The organism is Burkholderia sp. AU45388, assembly GCF_030481585.1.
In the GTDB taxonomy this organism is placed as follows: domain Bacteria; phylum Pseudomonadota; class Gammaproteobacteria; order Burkholderiales; family Burkholderiaceae; genus Burkholderia; species Burkholderia sola.
This window is the reverse complement of the sequence record NZ_JAUJPV010000009.1, coordinates 79,030-102,099: the sequence shown is the minus strand read 5'-3', so window position 1 is coordinate 102,099 and position 23,070 is coordinate 79,030. Positions and strand designations below refer to the sequence as shown.

General features: G+C 68.2%; 24 protein-coding genes and 1 tRNA gene. 13 read left to right on the top strand and 12 right to left on the bottom strand.

Annotation, left to right across the window (positions count from 1 at the left end):
- Nucleotides 1-114: 114 nt before the first annotated feature.
- Complete coding sequence (locus QZM72_RS17080; RefSeq protein WP_089468232.1) at nt 115-1,146, bottom strand: CDP-6-deoxy-delta-3,4-glucoseen reductase; 1,032 nt, start codon at nt 1,144-1,146, stop codon at nt 115-117.
- 108 nt (nt 1,147-1,254) lie between these two features.
- Here QZM72_RS17080 and QZM72_RS17075 point away from each other — a divergent pair, with 108 nt between their 5' ends.
- Entirely contained in the window at nt 1,255-2,292 is a 1,038-nt protein-coding gene (locus QZM72_RS17075) for an NAD-dependent epimerase/dehydratase family protein (RefSeq protein WP_089468231.1), read from the top strand.
- Here the strand turns inward: QZM72_RS17075 and QZM72_RS17070 are convergent.
- Nucleotides 2,275-2,463, bottom strand: a complete 189-nt coding sequence (locus QZM72_RS17070) for a hypothetical protein (protein ID WP_089468230.1) — start codon at nt 2,461-2,463, stop codon at nt 2,275-2,277. The genes QZM72_RS17075 and QZM72_RS17070 overlap by 18 nt on opposite strands.
- 106 nt (nt 2,464-2,569) lie before the next feature.
- Complete coding sequence (locus QZM72_RS17065; protein WP_089468229.1) at nt 2,570-3,286, bottom strand: 16S rRNA pseudouridine(516) synthase; 717 nt, start codon at nt 3,284-3,286, stop codon at nt 2,570-2,572.
- Nucleotides 3,287-3,400: 114 nt separating this feature from the next.
- Between QZM72_RS17065 and copC the strand changes: the two genes are divergently transcribed.
- The 4 genes from copC (at nt 3,401) to QZM72_RS17045 (ending at nt 6,393) form a co-directional block, all read left to right on the top strand.
- Entirely contained in the window at nt 3,401-3,775 is a 375-nt protein-coding gene (copC, locus tag QZM72_RS17060; protein WP_089468228.1) for a copper homeostasis periplasmic binding protein CopC, read from the top strand.
- Nucleotides 3,776-3,842: 67 nt separating this feature from the next.
- Complete coding sequence (locus QZM72_RS17055; RefSeq protein ID WP_089468227.1) at nt 3,843-4,343, top strand: DinB family protein; 501 nt, start codon at nt 3,843-3,845, stop codon at nt 4,341-4,343.
- A 182-nt stretch (nt 4,344-4,525) separates the two neighbouring features.
- Nucleotides 4,526-5,299, top strand: coding sequence for an SDR family oxidoreductase (locus QZM72_RS17050; RefSeq protein ID WP_089468226.1), 774 nt, complete (start codon nt 4,526-4,528; stop codon nt 5,297-5,299).
- Nucleotides 5,300-5,463: 164 nt separating this feature from the next.
- Entirely contained in the window at nt 5,464-6,393 is a 930-nt protein-coding gene (locus QZM72_RS17045; RefSeq protein ID WP_089468225.1) for a LysR family transcriptional regulator, read from the top strand.
- A gap of 108 nt (nt 6,394-6,501) precedes the next feature.
- Here the strand turns inward: QZM72_RS17045 and QZM72_RS17040 are convergent, their stop codons facing one another.
- Nucleotides 6,502-7,389 carry a LysR substrate-binding domain-containing protein gene (locus QZM72_RS17040; RefSeq protein ID WP_089468224.1) on the bottom strand — a complete coding sequence of 296 codons (888 nt, stop codon included), beginning with the start codon at nt 7,387-7,389 and terminating at the stop codon, nt 6,502-6,504.
- 106 nt (nt 7,390-7,495) lie between these two features.
- Between QZM72_RS17040 and QZM72_RS17035 the strand changes: the two genes are divergently transcribed.
- The gene (locus QZM72_RS17035; protein WP_301738757.1) at nt 7,496-8,386 is read left to right on the top strand and encodes an alpha/beta fold hydrolase; all 891 of its coding nucleotides are present in this window, start codon (nt 7,496-7,498) and stop codon (nt 8,384-8,386) included.
- Between the two features lie 30 nt (nt 8,387-8,416).
- Here QZM72_RS17035 and QZM72_RS17030 read toward each other — a convergent pair whose 3' ends face one another.
- Both QZM72_RS17030 and QZM72_RS17025 read right to left on the bottom strand, forming a co-directional pair.
- Nucleotides 8,417-9,316, bottom strand: a complete 900-nt coding sequence (locus tag QZM72_RS17030; RefSeq protein ID WP_089468223.1) for an SDR family oxidoreductase — start codon at nt 9,314-9,316, stop codon at nt 8,417-8,419.
- Nucleotides 9,317-9,360: 44 nt separating this feature from the next.
- Entirely contained in the window at nt 9,361-10,098 is a 738-nt protein-coding gene (locus QZM72_RS17025; RefSeq protein WP_089468222.1) for an SDR family oxidoreductase, read from the bottom strand.
- 120 nt (nt 10,099-10,218) lie between these two features.
- On the opposite strand from QZM72_RS17025, the gene QZM72_RS17020 reads away from it, so the two are divergent.
- A complete protein-coding gene (locus QZM72_RS17020; protein ID WP_089468221.1) occupies nt 10,219-11,121 on the top strand; it encodes a LysR family transcriptional regulator in 903 nt (300 codons plus the stop codon).
- A 347-nt stretch (nt 11,122-11,468) separates the two neighbouring features.
- On the opposite strand, the gene QZM72_RS17015 is transcribed toward QZM72_RS17020, so the two are convergent.
- From QZM72_RS17015 to QZM72_RS17005, 3 genes are all read right to left on the bottom strand, one after another.
- Nucleotides 11,469-11,553: transfer RNA gene (locus tag QZM72_RS17015), tRNA-Leu, on the bottom strand.
- Between the two features lie 96 nt (nt 11,554-11,649).
- Nucleotides 11,650-12,825, bottom strand: a complete 1,176-nt coding sequence (locus QZM72_RS17010; protein ID WP_301738703.1) for an ABC transporter substrate-binding protein — start codon at nt 12,823-12,825, stop codon at nt 11,650-11,652.
- 151 nt (nt 12,826-12,976) lie between these two features.
- Nucleotides 12,977-13,918: a CysB family HTH-type transcriptional regulator gene (locus QZM72_RS17005; RefSeq protein WP_006478072.1), complete on the bottom strand. Its 942-nt coding sequence runs from the start codon at nt 13,916-13,918 to the stop codon at nt 12,977-12,979.
- A 214-nt stretch (nt 13,919-14,132) separates the two neighbouring features.
- Here QZM72_RS17005 and QZM72_RS17000 point away from each other — a divergent pair, with 214 nt between their 5' ends.
- The 6 genes from QZM72_RS17000 to cobA all read left to right on the top strand — a co-directional run bounded on the left by QZM72_RS17000 (nt 14,133) and on the right by cobA (nt 20,315).
- Nucleotides 14,133-15,812, top strand: coding sequence for a nitrite/sulfite reductase (locus QZM72_RS17000; protein ID WP_089468210.1), 1,680 nt, complete (start codon nt 14,133-14,135; stop codon nt 15,810-15,812).
- A 24-nt stretch (nt 15,813-15,836) separates the two neighbouring features.
- A complete protein-coding gene (locus QZM72_RS16995) occupies nt 15,837-16,379 on the top strand; it encodes a DUF934 domain-containing protein (protein WP_089468209.1) in 543 nt (180 codons plus the stop codon).
- Complete coding sequence (locus QZM72_RS16990; RefSeq protein ID WP_301738702.1) at nt 16,376-17,128, top strand: phosphoadenylyl-sulfate reductase; 753 nt, start codon at nt 16,376-16,378, stop codon at nt 17,126-17,128. Before QZM72_RS16995 ends, QZM72_RS16990 begins: the two co-directional genes overlap by 4 nt.
- A 75-nt stretch (nt 17,129-17,203) precedes the next feature.
- A complete protein-coding gene (gene cysD, locus QZM72_RS16985) occupies nt 17,204-18,166 on the top strand; it encodes a sulfate adenylyltransferase subunit CysD (protein WP_089468207.1) in 963 nt (320 codons plus the stop codon).
- A gap of 22 nt (nt 18,167-18,188) precedes the next feature.
- On the top strand, nt 18,189-19,505 hold the full coding sequence (locus QZM72_RS16980) for a sulfate adenylyltransferase subunit 1 (protein WP_301738701.1): 1,317 nt from the start codon (nt 18,189-18,191) through the stop codon (nt 19,503-19,505).
- Between the two features lie 60 nt (nt 19,506-19,565).
- Complete coding sequence (cobA, locus tag QZM72_RS16975) at nt 19,566-20,315, top strand: uroporphyrinogen-III C-methyltransferase (RefSeq protein ID WP_301738700.1); 750 nt, start codon at nt 19,566-19,568, stop codon at nt 20,313-20,315.
- A gap of 84 nt (nt 20,316-20,399) precedes the next feature.
- Here the strand turns inward: cobA and QZM72_RS16970 are convergent, their stop codons facing one another.
- The 3 genes from QZM72_RS16970 to lptF are packed head-to-tail and all read right to left on the bottom strand — an operon-like array spanning nt 20,400 to nt 23,054.
- Nucleotides 20,400-20,780, bottom strand: a complete 381-nt coding sequence (locus tag QZM72_RS16970; protein WP_089468204.1) for a sirohydrochlorin chelatase — start codon at nt 20,778-20,780, stop codon at nt 20,400-20,402.
- A 27-nt stretch (nt 20,781-20,807) separates the two neighbouring features.
- Nucleotides 20,808-21,956, bottom strand: coding sequence for an LPS export ABC transporter permease LptG (lptG, locus tag QZM72_RS16965; RefSeq protein ID WP_089468203.1), 1,149 nt, complete (start codon nt 21,954-21,956; stop codon nt 20,808-20,810).
- 3 nt (nt 21,957-21,959) lie between these two features.
- A complete protein-coding gene (gene lptF, locus QZM72_RS16960) occupies nt 21,960-23,054 on the bottom strand; it encodes an LPS export ABC transporter permease LptF (protein WP_301738699.1) in 1,095 nt (364 codons plus the stop codon).
- Between the last annotated feature and the right edge of the window lie 16 nt (nt 23,055-23,070).

The following is a 23,070-nucleotide window of genomic DNA, read 5'->3' as shown; positions in this document are numbered from 1 at the left end:
GAGCGGACAGGAAGCGGTTCATGTGCGCAAGCATAAGGCATCCCGCGCCCCACTGTAAACCGCCGCGATGCCACGGATGTGACACGGCGGCGCGCAGCGGGGCGCGGCCGGCGCTCAGACCGGATGCGCGAGATCGGCGGCGCTCGTGAACGAGTCCGCGTAGAACTCGTCGGCCGGCAGCGCGTGGTGCTGCGTGAAGTCGCGCTGCGCGGATTCGACCATCACCGGCGCGCCGCACGCGTAGACCTGGTGGCCCGACAGATCGGGCAGGTCCTCGATCACCGCGCGATGGACGAAGCCCGTGCGGCCCGTCCACTGGTCGGCGTCGTCCGGCTCGGAAAGCACCGGCACGTACTTGAAGTTCGGGATCTCGCGCGCCCACTGCTCGGCGAGTTCGGCGAGGTAGATGTCCTTCTTGCGGCGCGCACCCCAGTAGAGCGTCATCGGGCGCGTGATGCCCGAATGCTTCACGTGCTCGATGATCGCCTTGATCGGCGCGAAGCCGGTGCCCGACGCGAGCAGCACGATCGGCTTGTCCGAATCCTCGCGCAGGAAGAACGTGCCGAGCGGGCCTTCGAAGCGCAGGATGTCGCGCTCCTTCATCACGCCGAACACGTGGTCGGTGAACTTGCCGCCCGGCATGTGGCGGATGTGCAGCTCGATCGGGCCTTCCTCGTGCGGCGCGTTCGCCATCGAGTAGCTGCGGCGCGAGCCGTCCTTCAGGATGAACTCGACGTACTGGCCCGCGAGGTACTGCAGGCGCTCGTTCGCGGGCAACTGCAGCTTCACGACCATCACGTCGTCCGCCTTGCGTTCGAGCGCGGCGATCCGGCACGGCAGCTTCTTCACCTGCACGCCGTCGACGCCGGCGATCTCGCGCACGTCGATCTCGAGATCGCATTGCGCCTTCGAGCAGCACAGCAGCGCGAGGCCGCGCGTGCGTTCGTCGTTGGACAGCGCCGACGCGGCGTGCGGGCCCTGTTCGATCTGGCCCGACACGATCTGGCCCTTGCACGAGCCGCACGCGCCGTTCTTGCAGCCGTACGGCAGATGGACGTTCTGGCGCAGCGCGGCGGCCAGCACGGTTTCATCCGACTCGACCTGGAATTGCCGGCCGCTTTGCTTGAGAGTGACGTTGAATGCCATAGAACCAAACTAGAACAAAATGGGGGGGACCGTGCATGTCGCGCACGGCAGCTACAATGCAAAACCGTTGCGCGTCGCGCAACGGCGGCTACTGATCTCGCAACCAACATGATCGCGACACGAATCCTGCGCCGGCCGCGCGTACTGATCGTCGGCTGCGGCGACGTCGGCATGCGATGCGTCGCGCAATGGCGCGACACGCGCCGTAACCTGCGCATCCTCGCGCTGACGAGCCACCCGGCCCGCCGCGACGAACTGCGCGCCGCGGGCGCGACGCCGATCGTCGGCGACCTCGATCGCCGGGCGACGCTCGGCCGTCTCGCGGGCCTTGCCCGCACGATCCTGCATCTCGCGCCGCCGCCGTCCGACGGCCGCGACGACCGGCGCACGCGTGCGCTGATCGCCGCAACGTCCATGCCCGCGCGTCGGCCGGCGATACCGCCGGCACCGGCCGTCGGCCGGCTCCGAACGCTGCGCAGCGCGGCGCGACAGGCCGGCGCGCCCGTTCGGGCAGCGCGTATTGTACCCGACGGTTTTCGCGCGCCGAGGCTCGTCTATGCCAGCACGACGGGCGTCTACGGCGACTGCGGCGGCGCGCGCATCGACGAAACGCATCCGCTGCGCCCCGCGAACCCGCGCGCCTTTCGGCGCGTGTCGGCCGAGCGGCAACTGCGTGCGGCGACGGTGCGCGGCGTGCTGTCCGCGCGCATCGTGCGCATTCCCGGCATCTATGCGGCGAACCGCCTGCCGGTCGCGCGGCTCGAGCGCGGCACGCCGGCGCTCGAACCGGCCGACGACGTCTACACGAACCACATCCACGCGGACGATCTCGCGGCGATCCTGCGCCGGGCGGCCGAGCGCGGCAAGCCGGCGCGCGCCGTGCACGCGTCGGACGACACCGAACTGCGGATGGGAGAGTATTTCGACCGGGTCGCGCAGGCGCTCGGCCTGCCGAAGCCGCCGCGCGTGAGCCGCGCGGATGCGGAGCGCGTGCTCGAGCCGACGCTGTTGTCGTTCATGCGCGAGTCGCGGCGCCTGTCCAACGCACGGCTCAAGGCCGAATTGTGCGTGACGTTGCGCTATCCGACCGTAGACGATTTCCTTCAAACGCTCGCGCCGGGCAGCGCGTCAGGTGAGCGCCGGTAGCGCCTCGATCAGCAGGAAGCACAGCAGCGCACCGATCAGCGCGCCGATCAGGTTCGGATGATATTTGTGCTTCAGATGCATCGTGGCCAGCAGGCCGCCGATCACGACGACGCCGATGACCGCGAACGCGATCATCACGGACGACAGTTCGAAAGAATGGTTGATGTTCATGATGTCTCCCCCTGCATCGCCGCTCTTGCAGCTTGTGATTTCAGTATAGCGGGGGAACCTGCGGCCGAGAGGCCGCCAGACACCGAACGGTCGTGCGGATTTTCCCTTACAGGGTTTTGACCGGATTGCGCAGCATGGAAAGGTCGGCTTCATCGAGCCACCGCCAGGCGCCCGGCGCGAGATCGGCCGGCAGCGCGAAGCCGCCGATGCTTTCGCGGTGCAGCAATTCGACGCGGTTGCTCGCCGCCGCGACCATCCGCTTGACCTGGTGGTATTTGCCTTCCAGCACGGTCAGCGCGAGCGTGTGCGTGTCGCGGGCGTCGGCGGTGACCGCCGCGATCGGCTTCGGCTCGCCATGCAGCTGCACGCCGGTGCGCAGCGCGTGCAATTGGGCATCGTCGAGCGGGTGGCGCACGGTCGCGACGTAGGTCTTCGGCACCTTGCGCTTCGGCGACGTGTACGCGTGCACGAACTGGCCGTCGTCGGACAGCAGCAACAGGCCGGTCGTATCCTGGTCGAGCCGGCCGACGCACTGCACGCCGCGCGCGACGAGCGGCGCGGGCAACAGGCTGAACACGCTCGCATGGTGCTGCGGATCGCGCGAACACTCGTAGCCCGCCGGCTTGTTGAGCGCGAGATAGGCGCGCGCGTGGAACGGCCATGCCGTATCGTCGACCGCGAACACGAGGCCGTCGGTGTCGAAGGTGGCGTCCGGGTCGGTCGCGGCGGCGCCCGCGACGGCGACGCGGCCTGCTTCGATCAGGCCGCGGCACTGGCGGCGCGAGCCGAAGCCCTGGGTGTAGAGAATGCTTTCGAGATCCATAGCGCGCGCATTCTATCAAGCGGCGGCGCAGGGGCGGCATGAACGTGCATGCGCTGGTAAGCTGCCGGAACGCCGCGCCGCGCGCGGCGCCCGTTCATACTTCACGGACCGTCCATGCGTTTCGATTCATTCCCGTTCGGCCGCCACGCGGCCGCCGTCGTCGTCGCCGTGACCGTCTCGTCTGCCGCGTTCGCGCACGCGCATCTCGCGAAGAGCGACCCGGTGGCGGGCGCCGCGCCGGCCACCGCACCGGCCGCCGTCACGATCGACTTCACCGAGCCGCTGGAGCCGGCATTCAGCTCGATCGTCGTCGTCGACGGCGACGGCAAGACGGTGTCGAGCGACCGCGCGCGCATCGACGCGTCGAACCGCAAGCGGATGACGGTGCCGCTCGCGGCGCTCGGCGTGGGCGCGTATACGGTGAAGTGGGTGGCCGTCGCGACCGACGGGCATCGCACGCAGGGCGCGTACGGCTTCACCGTGAAGTGACGCAACGGCGGCGGCCGGCCCATGCCAGGGTTGCCGCGCGCCTTTATCCGACAGGGAGTTTCCCCGCATGAATCCGACGACGCTCGACGCACTCGCCGATTTCCCCCGTCAGCTCGAAGCGCATTTCGCGGCCGTGCCCGACGGCTATGCGCGCTGGACACCCGACGACTGGGCCGGCATCCCGAGCGAGCCCTTCTCGCCGCTCGGGCAGCTCTGCCACGTGCGCGACATCGAGATCGACGGCTATCACGTGCGGCTGCGTCGCATGCTCGACGAAGACCACCCGCTGCTCGTGTCGATCGACGGCGACTCTCTCGCGATCGAGCGGCGCTACGACGACGCGTATGCGTCCGACGTGCTCGCGGCGATTCGCGACGCGCGGCGCGAGACGCTGGCGCGGCTGTCGCGCGTCACGCCCGAACAGTTCGAGCGTACCGGCGCGTTCGACGGCTACGGTTCGCTGACCGTGCGCGGGCTCGTCCATTACCTGTGCAGCCACGACCAGCAGCATCTCGCCGGCATGCAGTGGCTGCTCGGCAAGATCGACGCGGCGCGGTACGCGCGCTGAGCGGGCCGGCGGCCATGCCGCGAATAATTGCAGAATCCGCCGCCGCCGTCGGTGCGGCAGACCACCTTGCGTCGCTTCGATTGGATCGGTTTTCTGGATAATCCATCCAGCCGCGGCCGGCTGATCGGCACGCCGCGCATGCCTACACTCCTAGCTTCGTTCAACGAAAAAAGGAGTCAACCGTGGCAACTCATACGCTCGCAGACAAGGTCGTCCTGATCGCAGGCGGCGCAAAGAATCTCGGCGGCCTGATCGCCCGGGACCTGGCGGGCCACGGCGCGAAGGCGGTGGCGATTCACTACAACAGCGCGGGGTCGCAGGCTCAGGCCGAGGAGACGGCCGCGGCGGTGCGCGCGGCCGGGGCGGAAGCCGCGACGTTCCGGGCGGACCTGACGACGGCGGCCGCGGTCGAGAAGCTGTTCGACGACGCGAAGCAGCGCTTCGGCAAGATCGACATCGCGATCAACACGGTGGGCAAGGTGCTGAAGAAGCCGTTCACGGAAATCAGCGAGGCCGAGTACGACGAGATGTTCGCGGTCAACAGCAAGTCGGCGTTCTTCTTCATCAAGGAAGCCGGGCGGCACCTGGAGGATCACGGCAAGCTCGTCACGCTCGTGACGTCGCTGCTCGGCGCGTTCACACCGTTCTACGCGGCGTACGAAGGGTCGAAGGCGCCGGTCGAGCACTTCACGCGCGCGGCGTCGAAGGAGTACGGCGCGCGCGGGATCTCGGTGACGGCCGTCGGGCCCGGCCCGATGGACACGCCGTTCTTCTATCCGGCCGAAGGCGCCGATGCGGTCGCGTATCACAAGACGGCCGCCGCGCTGTCGCCGTTCAGCAAGACGGGGCTGACCGACATCGAGGACGTCGTGCCGTTCATCCGCCATCTCGTGACCGACGGCTGGTGGATCACCGGCCAGACGATCCTGATCAACGGCGGCTACACGACCAAGTAACCGGGCCGCTTGCCGCCGCGCGGCGCCCCGCACTGGCGCGTTTGCGTGGACAATGGACGGGCGCGCGGCCACGAGGTCGCGCGCCCGTTTTCTCTTGTCGCCGAAGCCGGCCGCGATGCGCGGCGGCCGGCGCCGATCGTGGTTCGAACCCGGGTTTCCCGCCGATGGACAAGCTGGATCAGGTCAGGATCTTCCTGCAGGTTGCCGAGATGGGCAGCTTCATCAAGGCCGCGCATGCGCTCGACGTGCCGCGCGCGACCGTGTCGGCGGCCGTCCAGCAGCTCGAGACGGCGCTCGGCACGCGGCTGCTGCACCGCACGACGCGCCAGGTGCAGCTGACCGCCGACGGCGCGCTGCTGCTCGAACGCGGCCGGCGCCTGCTCGCGGAAGCCGACGAACTCGATCGCCTGTTCCGGCGCCGCGACCGCGACGTGGTCGGGCGGCTGAACGTCGACATGCCGAGCCGGATCGCACGCCGCGTCGTGGCGCCCGCGCTGCCGTCGCTGTTTCGCCGTCACCCGAAGCTGCAACTGTCGCTCGGCTCCACGGACCGCGCGATCGACCTCGTGCAGGAGGGCGTCGATTGCGCGATCCGCGTCGGGCGGCTCGCGGACAGCAGCCTCGTCGTGCGGCCGCTCGGACAGTTCACGCTGATCAACTGCGCGAGCCCCGGCTACCTGCGCGAATGCGGCGTGCCCGAGCATCCGGATGCGCTCGCGCACGGGCACTGGGCGATCGGCTATGCGTCGCCGACGACGGGGCGCGAGCTCGGCTGGGAATACTGCGCGGACGGGCAGCGGCACACGCTGACGCTGCCGAGCCGCGTGATCGTCAACAACGCCGAAACCTATATCGCCAGCTGTGTTGCGGGAATGGGGTTGATCCAGATTCCGCGCTTCGACGTCGAGCATTTGCTGGCGAGCGGCGCACTCGTCGACGTGATGCCCGGCCACCGCGCCGAGCCGATGGACGTGTCGGCCGTGTATCCGCACCGCCGGCATCGCTCGAGGCGGCTCAACGCGTTCATCGAATGGTTCGGCGCGTTGATGGCGGAGGCATTGAACGACGCGGGCGCGAGCGACGGCGGCGACTGAAAGCGGGATCGTGCCGGTATCCGCGGGCCGCCCGCCGTTTGCCGGCCCGTGGCGCCGCTCGAGCGGCGGCGCGAGGGGCAGCCCGTGCGGCGAGCGCGCCGCGCGTGCTCAGGCGGCGAACTGCCGCGTGCGCCCGGTCGCCCGCACCGCGTCGATCAGCGCGGCGCCGACGCCCGCGGGTTTCGACGCGAATGCGTAAAAGCGGGCGGCGGGCAGCGCCGGCAGGCCGTCGTGCGGCCCGCATGCGCGCAGGCCGTCGCGCAACTGGCTGCGCGCGAGCGCCGTGACCGCGAAGCCGGCGAGCGCGGCCGACATGCAGCCGGCCATGCTCGCGCTTTCGAACAGCACGCGAAACGGCCGCAGCGCGGCTGCGAGCGCGGACACCGCGGCTTCCCGGTACACGCACGGTTCCGGAAACAGCGCGAGCGGCACGCCTTCGTCGGCGTCGAGCGCCGTATCGGCCGCGAATGCCCACACCAGCGGCTCCTCCCACAGCAGTTCGCCCGGCGTGTCGACCTGCCGGCACTGCTTGCCGAACACGACGTCGAGCCGGCCCAACGATTGCTCCCGCAGCAGCGACGCGGTGATGCCGACCTTCAGTTCGATCGACGTGCGCGGATGGCTGTCGCGGAACGTGCGCAGCACCCGCGGCAGCCACGTGCCCGCGAAATCCTCCGACGCGCCGATCCGCAGCGGCCCGTGCGCCGGCGCGCCGCGCAGCCGTGCGCGCACCTCGCGCTCCATGTCGACGATGTTGCGCGCGTACGCGTACAGCGTGTCGCCGGCCGGCGTCAGCGCGATCCGGCGCGTCGTGCGCGCCAGCAGCACGGTGCCGGCCGCCTGTTCAAGCCGCTTGATGTGGCCGCTGACGGCGGATGGCGTCAGGGCGAGGCGTTCCGCGGCCGGCGCGAACCCGCGGCTGTCGACGACTTCGAGAAAGGTGCGCAGCAGCGCGATGTCGAGCGCGGTGGACGCGGGATCGGTCGGCGGTTGCATGGGTGAATTCAACGCAATATTTGAAGAGTTAATCATGATACTCCGCGAATCGTGATGAAAGGGTGGCCTACCATCGTAGGTTCCTGCCGACCTGACGGAGTACATGATGACGACCTATGCGCAAGCGACGACCGCGTCGCTCGACATTGCCTATCTCGAATGGAACCCGCGCGGCGAGCGCGTGGCCGTGTTGCTGCACGGCTGGCCGGACAGCCCGGTCGGATGGGAGGCGGTGGCGTCGGCGCTGGCCGCGCGCGGCTACCGCGTGCTCGCGCCCGCGTTGCGCGGCTTCGCGCCGACGCGTTTTCGCGACGCGTCCGTACCGCGCAGCGGCCAGCTCGCGGCGCTCGGGCGCGACCTGCTCGAATTCGTCGACGTGCTCGGTATCGAGCCGCCCGTGCTGGTCGGGCACGACTGGGGCGCCCGCGCGGCCGCGAACGCGTGCGGGTTGCGCGACGCCGCCGCATCGCATCTCGTGATGCTGTCGGTCGGGTACGGCACCAACGATCCCGCCCAGCCGCTGTCGCTGCAGCAGGCGCGCAACTACTGGTATCACTGGTTCATGGCGACGCCGCGCGGCGAGCAGGCGCTGCGCGACGACCGCCGCGCGTTCGCGCGCCTGATGTGGGACACGTGGTCGCCGCCGGACTGGTATCGCGACAGCGATTTCGATGCGGCGGCCGTGGCGTTCGACGGACCCGACTGGATCGACGTCGTGCTGCATTCGTACCGGCAGCGCTGGGGCTTCGCGCCGGGCGCGCCGGCTTATGCCGACGACGATGCGAGGCTGAACCCGGCGCCCGTGCTGACGGTGCCGACGCTCGTGCTGCACGGCGGCGCGGACACCTGCAATCATCCGGACAGCTCGGCCGGGCGCGAGCGGTTCTTCGCCGGGCGCTACGAGCGGCACGTGCTTGACGGAATCGGTCACTTCCCGCAGCGCGAATCCGCGGCGGCGGTCGCGGACGCGATTCTCCGGTTCTGCGAGCGAGGGTGACGCGCGCCGGCCGGCCCGACGCGCGAAGGATCAGCCGCCAGCGCGCGGCGCGAGCAGATCGGCGAGCCCGATGTTCTTGAACATCTCGCGGCGGATGCGGTCGCCGACGCGGAACACCTCCTCGGCGCCGTCCTGCGACGGGTCGACGAATACGCGGTAGGGGCGCTTGCCGGCCGGCGCCGCGACGAGCTCGGCGATCGCCGTGGCGACGGCGCCCGCGTCGGCGTCGGCCGGTTCAAGCGCGGCGAGGCCCTTCAACGCCTGATCGGCGACGCCTGCGTACGGCCCGCTGTCGTAGGCGGCCTGCACGGCGGTATCGGCCGGCTTGCCCGCATGAAGAAAGTGATTCGTGCCGCGGGTGAACGCGCCCGGCACGACGATCGACGTTTCGATGCCCCAGCGCGCGAGTTCGGCCGCGTAGGACACCGCGAGCGAATCCATCGCGGCTTTCGCGGCGAAGTAAGGGGCGAGGAACGGCGGGGTGCCGCCGCGCGCCGACGAGGACGACACCCACACGAGCAGGCCGCGGCCCCGGCGGCGCAGGTGCGGCAGCGCCGCGCGGTTCACGCGCTGGGTCGACACGACGTTGACGTCGTAGAGCTGCGCCAGCTGTTCGGGCGTGAACGCTTCGGCCGGCCCGAACACCATGTGACCGGCGTTGTGGACGACGACGTCCAGACGGCCGTGGTCGGCGATCACGCGGTCGATGGCGGCGTCGACCGATGCATCGTCGCCGACGTCGAGTTCGACGCTGCGCAGGTCGACGCCGTGTTGTCGCGCATAGGCGGCGATGGCGGCGACGCGCGGCGCATTGCGCCCGGTGCTCTCGCGCATCGACGCGTAGACCGTGTGACCGGCGCGGGCGAGTGCCTGGGCCGTCAGCCAGCCGAAGCCGCTGGACGCGCCGGTGACGAGGACGATTTCCTTCATGAGCGATCTCCTGGCGAAAAGATGAGGCGGCGGCGAGCGGCCCGTCAGCACATGCCGCCGTTGGCGCGCAGGATCTGCCCGTTGACCCACGCGCCGTCGGGGCCGGCGAGGAACGCGACGACGCGCGCGATGTCGTCGGGCTGGCCGAGCCGCTCGAGCGGGTTCAGCTTCGCGAGCCGATCGACGAGTTCGGGGCTCTTGCCCTGCAGGAACAATTCGGTCGCGACCGGTCCCGGCGCGACGGCATTCACGCGGACGCCGCGCCCGCGCATTTCCTGCGCGAGCACCTGCGTCAGGCTTTCGACCGCCGCCTTGCTGGCGACGTACACGCCGTAAGTCGGCATGCGCATGCCGATCACGCTGGTCGACAGGTTGATGATGCGTCCGCCGTCGCGCACCCGCCTGGCCGCTTCGCGGCAGACGTTGAACGTGCCTTTCACGTTGATGGCGATCGTTTCGTCGAACAGCGCGTCGTCGCAGTCGGCGATGGCCGCCAGCTTCATCACGCCCGCGGAATTGACCACCACGTCCAGGCCGCCGAATGCTTGTTGCGCGGTGTCGAACAGCGCGGCCACGGCCGCCGGGTCGGCGACGTTCGCCTGCACCGCGACCGCCTGCCCGCCGTCGGCGACGATCGCGTCGACCACTTCGCGGGCCGGGCCGGCGCTTCCGGCATAGTTGACGACGACCCGGAAGCCGTCCCGGGCGAGTTGGCGGGCGATTTCCGCGCCGATGCCGCGCGACGAACCCGTGACGAGGGCGACTTGTTCCGATGTGCTCATGTCCTGCTCCTGGTGAGTGGATGAATGCCGTTCGATCCGGCGACAGGGCTACTGTAGGCTTCCTCGATAAATAAAAATAATGAATAATGATCAGTCAATGGATGACTGAAAGTATGTCTCATGAGATTCGACAGCAGGCTGCTCAGCGGTATCGGGGTGCTCTCCGCGGTGATCGAGGCCGGCACCTTCGCGCGGGCAGGCGAGGCGCTGGGGTTGACGCAACCGGCGGTGAGCCGCGCGGTCGCCCGGCTGGAAGAGCGGGTCGGCATCCGGATCTTCAACCGCACGGCGCGCGCGATCACGTTGACCGACGAAGGGCGACGCTTTTACGAGGCGGTCGCGCCGCTGCTGGCCGGCATCGAGGAGGCGGCGCTCGATGCCGGCCAGTCGAAGGCGCGCGTGAGGGGGCGGTTGCGAGTCAACGTGGACGGCACGTTCGGCCACGCCGTGCTGGCGCCGCGGATGGCGGAATTTCTCGACCGCTTTCCCGACCTGTCGGTCGAAATCAGCGTGCGGGACCGGATGGGCGACCTCGTCGCCGACGGCTTCGACGTGGCCGTGCGCTTCGGCATCCCGGAGCCGTCGTCATATCGCGCGCGCCTGCTGCTCGAGACGCGCGTGCTGACCTGCGCGTCGGCGGCCTACGTCGCGCGTCATGGCGAGCCGAGGCACCCGCGGGATCTCGCGGACGGTCATCGGTGCGTGCTGATCCGCGATCCGGTGACGGGGCGGCCGTACGAATGGGAGTTTCATCGGGGCAAGGAAGTCGTGCCGGTCGACGTCGCCGGCAGGCTGACGGTCAACGATACGGGCGGGCTGCTCGGCGCATGCGTGGGCGGCGTCGGCATCGCGCAACTGCTGGAGCTCTATGCGCGGGACGTCCTGGCCGACGGGCGGTTGGTGCAGGTGTTGCCCGAATGGGCGGACGAGACTTTCCCGCTTTACGCGTATCACCACGCGTCGAATCTCGTTTCGGCCAAGGTGAGGGTGTTTCTCGACTTCGTGCGCGAGTTGACGGCTTGAGTGGAGCGGCTGCCCGGCGAAGGGCGCCCGTCAGGTCATTCGGTGCGGTGGGGGAAGGTTGTCCGGGAACGGATAGGGCGCATGTGGCCCGGGACAGTCGGGTACGGGCGGTGCGCTCGGTCTGCCGCCCCCCGAGCATGAGCGCCAGCACGGTGGCGAGCACGCCGCCGCAGATCCGGCAGGCAATCGCGCGCATGGACATGGGCGGCCTCCGTGGTCGGCATTCCCTGAGGCTTGGACTGCCGGGCGGGCACCTGTTGCGGCGAACGCGGCGCAAAAACAAAAAACCCGCGAAGCGGCGAGCTTGCGCGGGTTTCGACGAAGGCAGCGCGGACGCTGCGAAAGACTGGTGCCCAGGGCCGGAATCGAACCGGCACGCCTTGCGGCGGGGGATTTTGAGTCCCCTGCGTCTACCAATTTCACCACCTGGGCTTGATCCTGGCCGCGCATGCGATGGTGCGCGGCGAAACGCGGATTATGGCGGAAAACCGAGCACCGGGCAAGCAGCCCGGCGACCGGCCGCGTCTGCTACTGGCTCAGATAGACGAACCGCCCCTGTTTCACGATCCCCATCACGCTCGCGCGCTGATCGAGCCCCACGTGATCCTTGTCGCTGGTATTGACGACGCCGTTCGGCACGACGAGCTCATGCGCGCGTTCGAGTTCGCGCCGCAACGCGGCCCGGAAGGCCGGCGTGCCGGGCTGCGCGACCTTCAGCGCACGGCCGACCGCATCGGCCAGGCGCGGATACACACCCGCTGCATCGCCCGCGAACTGCGTGACCGTGCCGGCGCCGTACTTCGCCTCGTACGCATCGACGAACGCGAGCGCGGCCTGGCGGGCCGGGTGGTCGGCCGGCAGCGTGCGCGCGACGACCACCGGCTGGGTCGGGAACAGCGTCCCGTCGACGTCCTTGCCGCCGAGCTTGATGAATTCCGGCGTCGCGATCCCGTGCGTCTGGTAGATCGCGCCCTTGTAGCCGCGCTCGATCAGCGTGCGCTGCGGCAGCACGGTCGGCGTACCGGCGCCCGCGATCAGGATCGCGTCGGGCTTCGCCGCGATCAGCTTCAGCGCCTGGCCCGTGACACTCGCATCGGTGCGGTTGAAGCGCTCGGTCGCGATCACGCGGATCTTGCGCAGGTCGGCGAAGCGCGTGAATTCGTTCAGCCAGCTGTCGCCATAGCTGTCCGCGAAGCCGATGAAGCCGACCGTCTTCACGCCGTGGTTCGCCATGTAGCGGGTCATCACGTCGGCCATCGCGCGGTCGCTCTGCGCCATCTTGAAGGCCCAGGTTCGCGCGCCTTCCTGCGGCTCGACGATCGAGCCCGAGCCGACCAGCGTGATCATCGGCGTCTGCGCGGCGGCTACCGCGTCGAGCGCCGCGAGCGCGGCCGGCGTGATGTTCGGGCCGACCACGACGTCGACGTGGTCCTCGTCGACCAGCTTGCGGATGTTGCGCACCGCGGCGCCCGGGTCGGACGCGTCGTCGAGCACCGTGACCTGCACGGGTTGCCCGGCGATCGTCTTCGGCCACATCAGGATCGCGTTCTTGCTCGTGATGCCGATCGCGGCGGCCGGGCCGGTCGACGACAGGTCGACGCCGACCTTCAGGTCGGCATGCGCGGCCGCGCAGGCCAGCACGAGGACGGCGCCGGCGGCGCGGCGCAACGAGGCGGGCAGCCGTGGCAGGGCGGGAAGCGTCATGCGGGAATCTCCGTCTGGCAACAAAACGGGGCGCGACAGGCGCCCCAGTGTTCACAGTGTTCATACACGCGGGCTCGGGAAAACGCCGGGCCGTCCCGGGTTTTCTCGATCGCCCCGGAGGCCTGGCGCGAAGCGGCAGGCCCGGGAGCGCTTACAGCTCGTACGATTCGGCTTCGCCCTTGAGCGCCTGCTCGATCAGCTTGCGGTTCAGCGTCGGCGACAGCAGTTCGACGAGCGTATACACATAGCTGCGCAGGTAGGCGCCTTGCTTGAGCGCGACACGCGTCACGTTGCTGCCGAACAGGTGGCCGACCGGAATCAGCCGCAGGCCGCGATCGCGCTCGGGATTGAACGCGATGTCGGCCATGATGCCGACGCCGAGGCCGAGTTCGACATAGGTCTTGATCACGTCGGCGTCGATCGCCTCGAGCACGATGTCCGGCGACAGCCCGCGCAGCGCGAACGCATGGTTGATCTTCTTGCGGCCCGCGAACGCGTCGTCGTACGTGATCAGCGGATATTGGGCGAGATCGTCGAGCGTGACCGGCTTGCGTTCGAGCAGCGGATGGTCGGCCGGCACGACGGCCGCGTGATGCCACTGGAAGCAGGGCAGCGACACGAGTTCCTTGTAGTCGGAGATCGCCTCGGTCGCGATCGCGAGATCGGCCTGATCGTGGATCACCATCTCGGCCACCTGCGTCGGGCTGCCTTGCAGGATCGACAGGTGCACCTTCGGGAAGCGCTTCTTGAACTCGGCGATCGCGGCCGGCAGCGAGTAGCGGGCCTGCGTGTGGGTAGCCGCGATGGTCAGGTTGCCCTGGTCCTGGGCCGCATAATCCTTTCCTACCCTTTTAAGGCTTTCCACTTCCTGGAGAATCCGCTCGACCGAAGCGAGGATGATCCGGCCCGGCTCGGTGAGCGAGCGCACGCGCTTGCCGTGCCGCGTGAAGATCTCGACGCCCAGCTCGTCCTCGAGCTCGATGATCGCCTTCGACACCCCCGGTTGCGACGTGTAGAGCGCCTTGGCGGCCTCGGTGAGGTTGAAATTCTGCCGGACGGCCTCGCGCACGAAGCGAAATTGGTGCAGGTTCATTTATAACCCTTCCGCATATCAACAGAATTTTTTAGTCGTTTGAAATATAAGGCGAGTTTATTACGATTCACCGGAGTTTTTCAAATATGGATATCTGTTTTCGTCATTAGCAATCCAGCCGGCCGCGGTGGGCGGCGGTGACGACGGAACGGAGATTCGGGCGCGACGTGGCTAGGACGTCGCGCGGTCACCACGAAAACCCTGGGGTCCCCGAATGTATCAGTACGACCAATACGACCAGACGATCGTCGACGAACGAGTCGCGCAGTACCGCGATCAGGTGCGCCGCCGGCTGTCGGGCGAGTTGAGCGAAGACGAATTCCGTCCGCTGCGTCTGCAGAACGGCCTGTACATGCAGCGTCACGCGTACATGCACCGCATCGCGATTCCGTACGGCAACCTGCGCAGCGACCAGCTCCGGATGCTGGCCCGCATCGCCCGCGAACACGACCGCGGCTACGGCCACTTCTCGACGCGCTCGAACATCCAGTTCAACTGGATCGAGCTCGAAGACACGCCCGAGATCCTCGCGAAGCTCGCATCGGTGCAGATGCACGGGATCCAGACGTCGGGCAACTGCATCCGCAACATCACGGCCGACCAGTTCGCCGGCGTCGCGCAGGACGAAGAGATCGATCCGCGCCCGTGGTCGGAAATCCTGCGCCAGTGGTCGACGTTCCATCCCGAATTCGCGTGGCTTCCGCGCAAGTTCAAGATCGCGGTGTCGGGCTCGAAGCACGACCGCGCGGCCGTGCAGATCCACGACCTCGGCGTGTACCTGAAGAAGAACGCGCAGGGCGAGGTGGTCGCGAGCATTCTGGCGGGCGGCGGCCTCGGCCGCACGCCGATCGTCGGCGCGGTGATCAAGGAAGACCTGCCGTGGCAGCACCTGCTCACGTACTGCGAAGCCGTGCTGCGCGTGTACAACCGTTACGGCCGCCGCGACAACCTGTACAAGGCGCGGATCAAGATCCTCGTGAAGGCGCTGTCGCCGGCGAAGTTCGCGCAGCAGGTCGAGGAAGAGTGGCAGCACCTGAAGGACGGCCCTTCGACGCTCACGCAGGCCGAAATCGACCGCGTGTCGCAGTATTTCCAGCCGCCCGTCTACGAGAAGCTGGCCGACACCGACGCGTCGTTCGAACAGCACCTGCTCGAGAACAAGGCGTTCGCGCGCTGGGTCGAGCGTAACGTCGCGCCGCACAAGGTGCCGGGCTATGCGGCCGTCACGCTGTCGCTGAAGGATCACCGCGTGGCGCCGGGCGACGCGACCGACGCGCAGATGGAGCTGGTCGCCGACTGGGCCGACGCGTACTCGTTCGGCGAGCTGCGCGTGTCGCACGAGCAGAACCTGATTCTCGCGAACGTGAAGAAGCGCGACCTGTTCGCGCTGTGGGAAAAGGCGAAGGCGGCCGGTTTCGCGACGCCGAACGTGGGCCTCCTGACCGACATCATCGCGTGCCCGGGCGGCGACTTCTGCTCGCTCGCGAACGCGAAGTCGATCCCGATCGCGCTGGCGATCCAGCAGCGTTTCGACGATCTCGACTACGTGTACGACCTCGGCGAACTGTCGCTGAACATTTCCGGTTGCATGAACTCGTGCGGTCACCATCACGTCGGCAACATCGGCATCCTCGGCGTCGACAAGGACGGCGCCGAGTGGTACCAGGTGTCGCTCGGCGGCGAGCAGGGCACGGGCCGCAACGGCGCGCGCCTCGGCCGCGTGATCGGGCCGTCGTTCTCCGCGGAAGAAGTGCCGGACGTGATCGCGAAGCTGATCGATACGTTCGTCGAGGCGCGCATCGACGGCGAGCGCTTCATCGACACGTACGATCGCATCGGCATCGCGCCGTTCAAGGAGCGCGTGTATGCGGCGCGCCAGGCAGTGAACGCGTAACCAACCGGGTAGGGGAATTTGCAGATGGCTTCGATTATCAAGAACCGCGCAGTGATCGACGACGCATGGCAGGTCGTGCGCGCGGCGGAAGACGGTGCGCTGCCCGCGGTCGACGCATTGCCGGCCGGCAAGGTGCTGGTGCCGTTCGCGTGGTGGCAGGCCGAGCGCGCGGCGCTCGTCGCCGCGAAGACGAAGGACGAACTCGGCGTGTGGCTCGCGCCGGACAGCGAGCCGGCCGATCTGGTGGCCGACTTCGGCGCGATCTCGCTGATCGCGGTCGACTTCCCGCGCTTCGCGGACGGCCGCGGCTACAGCATCGCGCGCCTGCTGCGCGAACGTCATGGCTGGACCGGCGAGCTGCGCGCGATCGGCGACGTGCTGCGCGACCAGTTGCTGTACATGTCGCGTTGCGGCTTCGACGCATTCGCGGTGCGCGCCGACAAGGACATCCACGACGCGTTGAACGCATTCACGGAATTCACGCAGCGTTACCAGGGCGCGTTCGACGAGCCGGTGCCGCTGTTCCGCCGCCGCGCGGCTGCGGCCGACACGAAGGTGAGCGCATGAGCACCGCGACCGCCACCGCGCTGACGCCGGAACTCGCCGCGAAGGTCGAGCGCCTCGACGCGCTGCTCGCGCGGATCGGCGAGCGTCACGACAAGGTGAAATTCGCGAGCAGCCTCGCCGCGGAAGACATGCTGCTCACGCACGCGATCCTGTCGAAGGGCGTGTCGATCGGCATCTTCTCGCTGAACACGGGCCGCCTGCACGCGGAAACGCTCGGCATGATCGACCGCGTGCGCGAGCGCTACGGCTACGAGATCGAGCAGTTCCATCCGCGGCAGGACGCGGTCGACCAGTATGTGGCCGAGCACGGCCTGAACGCGTTCTACGAGAGCGTCGAGCTGCGCAAGTCGTGCTGCCACATCCGCAAGGTCGAGCCGCTGAACCGCGCGCTGGCGGACGTCGGCGCGTGGGTGACGGGCCAGCGCCGCGAGCAGTCGGTCACGCGCGCGGAGCTGCACGAGGAAGAACAGGACGACGCGCGCGGAATCGCGAAGTACAACCCGCTCGCCGACTGGACGGAAGCCGACGTGTGGGCGTACCTTGAAGCGTTCGACGTGCCGGTCAACCCGCTGCATGCGCGCGGCTATCCGAGCATCGGCTGCGAGCCGTGCACGCGCGCGATCCGTCCCGGCGAGGACAGCCGCGCGGGCCGCTGGTGGTGGGAATCGCGCGACACGAAGGAATGCGGGCTGCACATCACGACGATCACGCCGATTCCCGCGAACGCCGAATCCGGCGCCGCGCACTGAAAGCCGACAAGAAACCGAATATTGCGCCGCCTGCGACAGCGGGCGGCACGAACCCAGAAGAGAAGGACTGAAATCATGAGCACGACGCTCGAGCAATCCGCCTTTGCCCCGCCCACCGGCGCCGAGAGCCGCATGGGCCACCTCGACTGGCTCGAAGCCGAGTCGATCCACATCCTGCGCGAACTCGTTGCCGAATGCAGCAAGCCGGCGCTGTTGTTCTCGGGCGGCAAGGATTCGGTCGTCGTGCTGCATCTGGCGCTGAAGGCATTCGGCCTCGGCCCGAACCGCAAGACGACGCTGCCGTTCCCGCTCGTGCATATCGACACGGGCCACAACTACGAGGAAGTGATCGACTTCCGCGATCGCCGTGCGCAAGAGCTGGGCGCCGAGCTGGTGGTCGGCCACGTCGAGGATTCGATCAAGCGCGGCACGGTCGTGCTGCGCCGCGAAACCGATTCGCGCAACGCCGCGCAGGCCGTCACGCTGCTGGAAACGATCGAGCAGCACGGGTATACGGCGCTGATCGGCGGCGCGCGCCGCGACGAAGAGAAGGCGCGCGCGAAGGAGCGCATCTTCTCGTTCCGCGACGAATTCGGCCAGTGGGATCCGAAGGCGCAGCGCCCGGAACTGTGGAGCCTGTACAACGCCCGCCTGCACAACGGCGAGCATCTGCGCGTGTTCCCGATCTCGAACTGGACCGAGCTCGACGTGTGGCAGTACATCGCGCGCGAGAACCTCGAACTGCCATCGATCTACTACGCGCATCAGCGCGAGATCGTGCGCCGCAACGGGCTGCTCGTGCCGGTCACGCCGCTCACGCCGATGCGTGACGGCGAGACGAGCGAGCTTGCGCAGGTGCGCTTCCGCACGGTCGGCGACATCAGCTGCACGTGCCCGGTCGAGAGCGACGCGGACGACGTCGAGAAGATCATCGCCGAGACGGCGGTGACCGAGATCACCGAGCGCGGCGCGACCCGGATGGACGACCAGGCATCCGAAGCCGCGATGGAACAGCGCAAGAAGCAAGGTTATTTCTGAAGCACACGAGGACATTCACATCATGAGCATCATCGAGAACACCGAAGACCTCGGCGTGTTGCGTTTCATCACCGCGGGCAGCGTCGACGACGGCAAGAGCACGCTGATCGGCCGCCTGCTGTACGACAGCAAGGCCGTGCTGTCCGACCAGCTGTCCGCGCTGTCGCGCGCGAAGAACAAGCGCACGGTCGGCGACGAGCTCGATCTCGCGCTGCTGACGGACGGCCTCGAAGCCGAGCGCGAGCAGGGCATCACGATCGACGTCGCGTACCGCTACTTCGCGACCGCGAAGCGCAAGTTCATCATCGCCGACACGCCGGGCCACGAGCAGTACACGCGCAACATGGTGACGGGCGCGTCGACCGCGCACGCGGCGATCGTGCTGATCGACGCGACGCGCATCACGGTCGAGAACGGCGTCGTGCAACTGCTGCCGCAGACCAAACGCCACAGCGCGATCGTCAAGCTGCTCGGGCTGCAGCACGTGATCGTCGCGATCAACAAGATGGACCTCGTCGATTACAGCGAGGCGCGCTTCAACGAGATCCGCGACGCGTACGTCGCGCTCGCGAAGCAGCTCGGCCTGACCGACGTGCGCTTCGTGCCGGTGTCGGCGCTCAAGGGCGACAACATCGTCGGCGCGAGCGAGCGCATGCCGTGGTATGCGGGCGAGCCGCTGCTCGACGTGCTCGAGTCGCTGCCGGTCGAGACGCAGGCGCATGACGCGCTGCGCTTTCCGGTGCAGTGGGTCGCGCGGCAGGACGGCAGCTCGGCCGACGATTTCCGCGGCTACATGGGCCGGATCGAGTCGGGCGAAGTGAAGGTCGGCGACGCGATCGTCGTGCTGCCGTCGAACCGCACCGCGACGGTCGCCGAGATCGTCGCGCCGGTGCCGGGCGGCACCGCGGCGGTCGCGCACGCGTTCGCGGGCCAGACGGTGACGATCCGTCTCGCAGAGGACGTCGACGTGTCGCGCGGCGACATGTTCGTCACGACCGCCGAGCCGGTCGAGCCGGCCAAGAAGCTGGAGGCCGACCTGTGCTGGTTCGACGACGCGCCGCTGTCGCAGCAGCGCAAGTACCTGCTGAAGCAGACCACCAGCACGGTGTTCGCGAAGATCGGCGCGGTCAAGCAGGTGCTCGACGTGCATACGCTGTCGCACGCGACCGACCGTCAGGAACTGAAGATGAACGACATCGGCCGCGTGGCGCTGACGCTGCAAAAGCCGATCGTCTGCGACACCTACGATGCGCACCCCGGTACGGGCGCGTTCGTGCTGATCGACGAGGCGACGCATCACACGGTCGCCGCGGGCATGATCCGCGCGTTCTCGGCGTAATCGTCAATCCGCGCGGCGGCGAACCGGCCGCCGCGGCAGGACCCTAGCGAAGCGACACATATGGGCAAGGTATATCTGATCGGCGCAGGGCCGGGCGCCGCGGACCTCATCACGGTGCGCGGCATGCGGCTGCTCGAGCAGGCTGACGTCGTGCTGCACGATGCGCTCGTCGAGCCCGCGATGCTCGACTATGCGCCGAACGCGCGGAAGATCGCGGTCGGCAAGCGCTGTGGGCAGCGTTCGACCGCGCAGCATTTCATCAACAAGCAGATCGTCGATGCGGCGCACGAGCATGCATGCGTCGTGCGGCTGAAGGGCGGCGATCCGATGCTGTTCGGCCGCGCGGAAGAGGAAATGCGCGCGCTGGAGGCGGCCGGCATCGACTACGAGGTCGTGCCGGGCATCACCGCGGCGCTGGCCGGCGCGGCGACGCTCAAGCGTTCGCTGACGTTGCGCGGCGTATCGCGCAGCGTGGCCTTTGCGACGCACAGCCGGGCACCGGGCAGCGACGAGATCCGCGAAGCCGCGCGCGCCGATTCGATCGTCTACTACATGGGCCGCGACAGCGCGCCCGGCATCGCGCAGGAATTGATCGACGCCGGCCGTGCGCCGGCGACGCCGGTGGCGATCGTCGAGGCCTGCAGCACCGCGCGCGAACGCACGCTGACGTTGACGCTCGCGCAGATGGCGGCCGGCGATGCGCAGGCGTGGCTCGATCCCGCGGAGCCGAGCCTGCTGATGATCGGCGATGCGTTCGCCGAACGCGCGCGGCAGGCGCAGGCGGGCGATCCAATCCGCAATGCCGCCTGAGCACGGCTCGAACGCGGTCCCCAACGAAAAAAGCGCTGGCAGATGCCGGCGCTTTTTCGTTGGGGACGACGAATGCGTGGGCGGCTACGCGTCGTCGCCGAGCTGGTCGACGCAATAGCGCGCGACCGCGTCCAACACGCCGTCGTCTTCCCCGACGGCCGTCGCGCAGCGGATCTCGACGCCCGGATGCGCGGCGCGGCATGCGTCGACGAGCTGCGGCAGGTCGCGGCGGACATGGCCGCCCTGGCCGAAGAACACGGGCACCACGGTGATGCGCGCGCAGCCGGCCGCGACTTGCGCGGCCACGGCGTCAGCGAGCGACGGCGTCATCAGTTCGAGGAACGCGAGCGACACCTGCGCGGCCGGGGAGGCGCCCCGCAGCCGCGCGGCGAGCCGCTCGAACGGCTCGGCCCAGCGCGGATCGCGCGCGCCGTGGCCGAACAGGACGATACCGTGCGAATGCATGTCGAAGCCTCCGTCGCGACGCGGCGCTCAGTGCCGGTCGACCCACTTGAGCGCGAACAGGCCGAGCGCGAGATAGATGAGGCCCGGCGTCGCCGCGGTGAGCGGCGCGGGCCACGTGTTCAGCGTGCCGATGTGCGAGAACAGCGTGTTGAGCAGCTGGAAGCTCATGCCGAGCATGATGCCGCCGAACACCTTCACGCCGACCACGCCGGCCCGCGTGTGCAGGTACGCGAACGGCAGCGACAGCACGAGCATCACGAACACCGCGAACGGGTACAGCAGCTTGCGCCACAGCGCGATGTCGTAGCGCTGCGTGTCCTGCTGGTTCTCGCGCAGGTGCTGGATGTAGCGGAACAGGTTGATGATCGACATGCGCTCCGGCGACACGAGCAGCACCGACAGGATCTGCGGCGTCAGGTCGGAGCGCAGCCGGTATTCGGGCAGCGACACCTGCTGCGACCGGTACACGGGGTTCAGCGCGTCGGCCGGCTGGCCGGTGATCGGCTTGATCGGCGTCAACTCCGTTTCGGTGACGCCCTTCAGCAACCAGTGGCCGGGCGGCTCGTAGCGGCCCGTCTGCGCGATCCGCACGTTCTGCAGCTGGAATTTCGAGTCGAATTCGTAGATGCGCACGTTGCTGATCGTCGAGTCGGGCGACAGGCTGCCGACGTTGACGAAGCGCGTGACCTGCTCGCCGTTCTCGCGGGCCGCGAGCGTGTCCTTCACCCACACGCCCGACTGGAAGTTCGACGACACCGATGCGCCGAGCGCCTGCAACCGCACGCGTTCGGACAACTGGTCGGCGTACGGGCCGACGAATTCGCCGATCAGGTAGGTGACGATCACGAGCGGCACGCCGATCTTCAGCAGCGAGCGCAGCGCCTGGTTGGTCGCGAGGCCCGACACGCGGAAGATCGTGAATTCCGAGTTCGCGGCCATCTGCGCGAACACGTAGATCGCGCTGATCAGCGCGGCGACCGGGATGATCTCGTAGAAGCGCGACGGCGTCTGCAGCGCGACGCGCAGCACCGCGTAGCCGAACTTGTAGTTGCCGTGCCCGACCGAGTTCAGTTCGCTGATCAGGTCGAAGAAGAAGAACAGGCCCGAGAACGCGAACAGGATGAAGATGAACGTGACGTAGATCTGCCGCGCGAAGTATTTTTCATAGAGCCGCATCGATCATGCTCCCGAGCGGCCGAACAGCGCGCGTGTCAACAACGGACGATTGCGCACACGCAACCAGAAAATGAACGCGACGATCGCCGCGACGAGCAGGTGCAGGCCGACGAGACCGACGCCGAACGACATCTTGCCCTGCTCGATCTGCGCCTGGACGACGTTCAGCAGGTTCGAGTACGTGAGGTAGATCAGCACCGCCATCACGAGATTGATCGTGCGGCTGCGGCGCGGGTTCTGGTACGCGAGCGGGATGCCGAGCACCATCAGGTTCAGCGCGATCAGCGGCAGCCCCGCGCGCCACGCGAATTCCGCGAGGTTGTCGCGCGTCGGGTTGCGCAACAGGTCCGGCGTGGGCGTGCTGTTGGTGGTCTGCACGTTGACGACCGGCTTGCTCGTGATCTTCACGCCGTAGCGCTCGAACTCCATGATCTTGAAGTTCGGCTGGCCGGGCGTGCCGTCGTAGCGGCGGCCGTTTTCGAGGACGACGAACCGATCGCCGTCCTTCGAGGTTTCCGTATGGCCGGTTTGCGACACGACCACGTTGACCTTGCCGTTTTCCGTCGACGTGACGAAGACGTTCTGCACCTTGCTCTGGTCGGGCGACATCTTCTCGATGAAGAACACGCGATGGTTCGCGGCCGATTCGCGGAACTGGCCGGGCGCGAGCAAGGAGATTTCGTCGCGCTGCTGGAAGCGTGCCTTGATCATCTTGCTCTGCTGGTTCGACCACGGCCAGCCGACGAACGCGAAGAAGGCGATCAACAGGATGATCGGCGCGGCGAACACGCCGATCGGCTTGATGAGGCGCGTGAGGCTCACGCCCGACGCGAGCCACACCACCATTTCGGAATCCCGGTACCACCGGGTCAGCACGAACAGGATCGACACGAACAGCGTGACGACGAGCATCACGGCGAGGTAGCCGATCACGGTCAGGCCGATCAGCACGAGCACGTCCCGCGGATCGATTTCGCCGGACGCGGCGTAGCCGACGATGCGAATCATCATCGTCGTGAGCATGATCGTGAGCAGCACCATGAACACGGCGCCAGCCGTATACGCAAGCTCGCGCTGGAGGGAGCGTTCGAAGATCATTCTTGATGAGAAGAGG

Coding starts and splice junctions, on each gene's coding strand:
- QZM72_RS16990 (WP_301738702.1), top strand. CDS start 16,376: ATGAGCACCGCGACCGCCACCGCGCTGACGCCGGAACTCGCCGCGAAG.
- QZM72_RS17000 (WP_089468210.1), top strand. CDS start 14,133: ATGTATCAGTACGACCAATACGACCAGACGATCGTCGACGAACGAGTC.
- lptF (WP_301738699.1), bottom strand. CDS start 23,054: ATGATCTTCGAACGCTCCCTCCAGCGCGAGCTTGCGTATACGGCTGGC.
- QZM72_RS17045 (WP_089468225.1), top strand. CDS start 5,464: ATGGACAAGCTGGATCAGGTCAGGATCTTCCTGCAGGTTGCCGAGATG.
- QZM72_RS16980 (WP_301738701.1), top strand. CDS start 18,189: ATGAGCATCATCGAGAACACCGAAGACCTCGGCGTGTTGCGTTTCATC.
- QZM72_RS17030 (WP_089468223.1), bottom strand. CDS start 9,316: ATGAAGGAAATCGTCCTCGTCACCGGCGCGTCCAGCGGCTTCGGCTGG.
- cysD (WP_089468207.1), top strand. CDS start 17,204: ATGAGCACGACGCTCGAGCAATCCGCCTTTGCCCCGCCCACCGGCGCC.
- QZM72_RS17080 (WP_089468232.1), bottom strand. CDS start 1,146: ATGGCATTCAACGTCACTCTCAAGCAAAGCGGCCGGCAATTCCAGGTC.
- QZM72_RS17065 (WP_089468229.1), bottom strand. CDS start 3,286: ATGGATCTCGAAAGCATTCTCTACACCCAGGGCTTCGGCTCGCGCCGC.
- QZM72_RS17005 (WP_006478072.1), bottom strand. CDS start 13,918: ATGAACCTGCACCAATTTCGCTTCGTGCGCGAGGCCGTCCGGCAGAAT.
- QZM72_RS17070 (WP_089468230.1), bottom strand. CDS start 2,463: ATGAACATCAACCATTCTTTCGAACTGTCGTCCGTGATGATCGCGTTC.
- QZM72_RS17025 (WP_089468222.1), bottom strand. CDS start 10,098: ATGAGCACATCGGAACAAGTCGCCCTCGTCACGGGTTCGTCGCGCGGC.
- QZM72_RS16970 (WP_089468204.1), bottom strand. CDS start 20,780: ATGCATTCGCACGGTATCGTCCTGTTCGGCCACGGCGCGCGCGATCCG.
- QZM72_RS17075 (WP_089468231.1), top strand. CDS start 1,255: ATGATCGCGACACGAATCCTGCGCCGGCCGCGCGTACTGATCGTCGGC.
- lptG (WP_089468203.1), bottom strand. CDS start 21,956: ATGCGGCTCTATGAAAAATACTTCGCGCGGCAGATCTACGTCACGTTC.
- QZM72_RS17035 (WP_301738757.1), top strand. CDS start 7,496: ATGACGACCTATGCGCAAGCGACGACCGCGTCGCTCGACATTGCCTAT.
- QZM72_RS17010 (WP_301738703.1), bottom strand. CDS start 12,825: ATGACGCTTCCCGCCCTGCCACGGCTGCCCGCCTCGTTGCGCCGCGCC.
- QZM72_RS17055 (WP_089468227.1), top strand. CDS start 3,843: ATGAATCCGACGACGCTCGACGCACTCGCCGATTTCCCCCGTCAGCTC.
- cobA (WP_301738700.1), top strand. CDS start 19,566: ATGGGCAAGGTATATCTGATCGGCGCAGGGCCGGGCGCCGCGGACCTC.
- QZM72_RS17020 (WP_089468221.1), top strand. CDS start 10,219: ATGAGATTCGACAGCAGGCTGCTCAGCGGTATCGGGGTGCTCTCCGCG.
- QZM72_RS16995 (WP_089468209.1), top strand. CDS start 15,837: ATGGCTTCGATTATCAAGAACCGCGCAGTGATCGACGACGCATGGCAG.
- QZM72_RS17040 (WP_089468224.1), bottom strand. CDS start 7,389: ATGCAACCGCCGACCGATCCCGCGTCCACCGCGCTCGACATCGCGCTG.
- copC (WP_089468228.1), top strand. CDS start 3,401: ATGCGTTTCGATTCATTCCCGTTCGGCCGCCACGCGGCCGCCGTCGTC.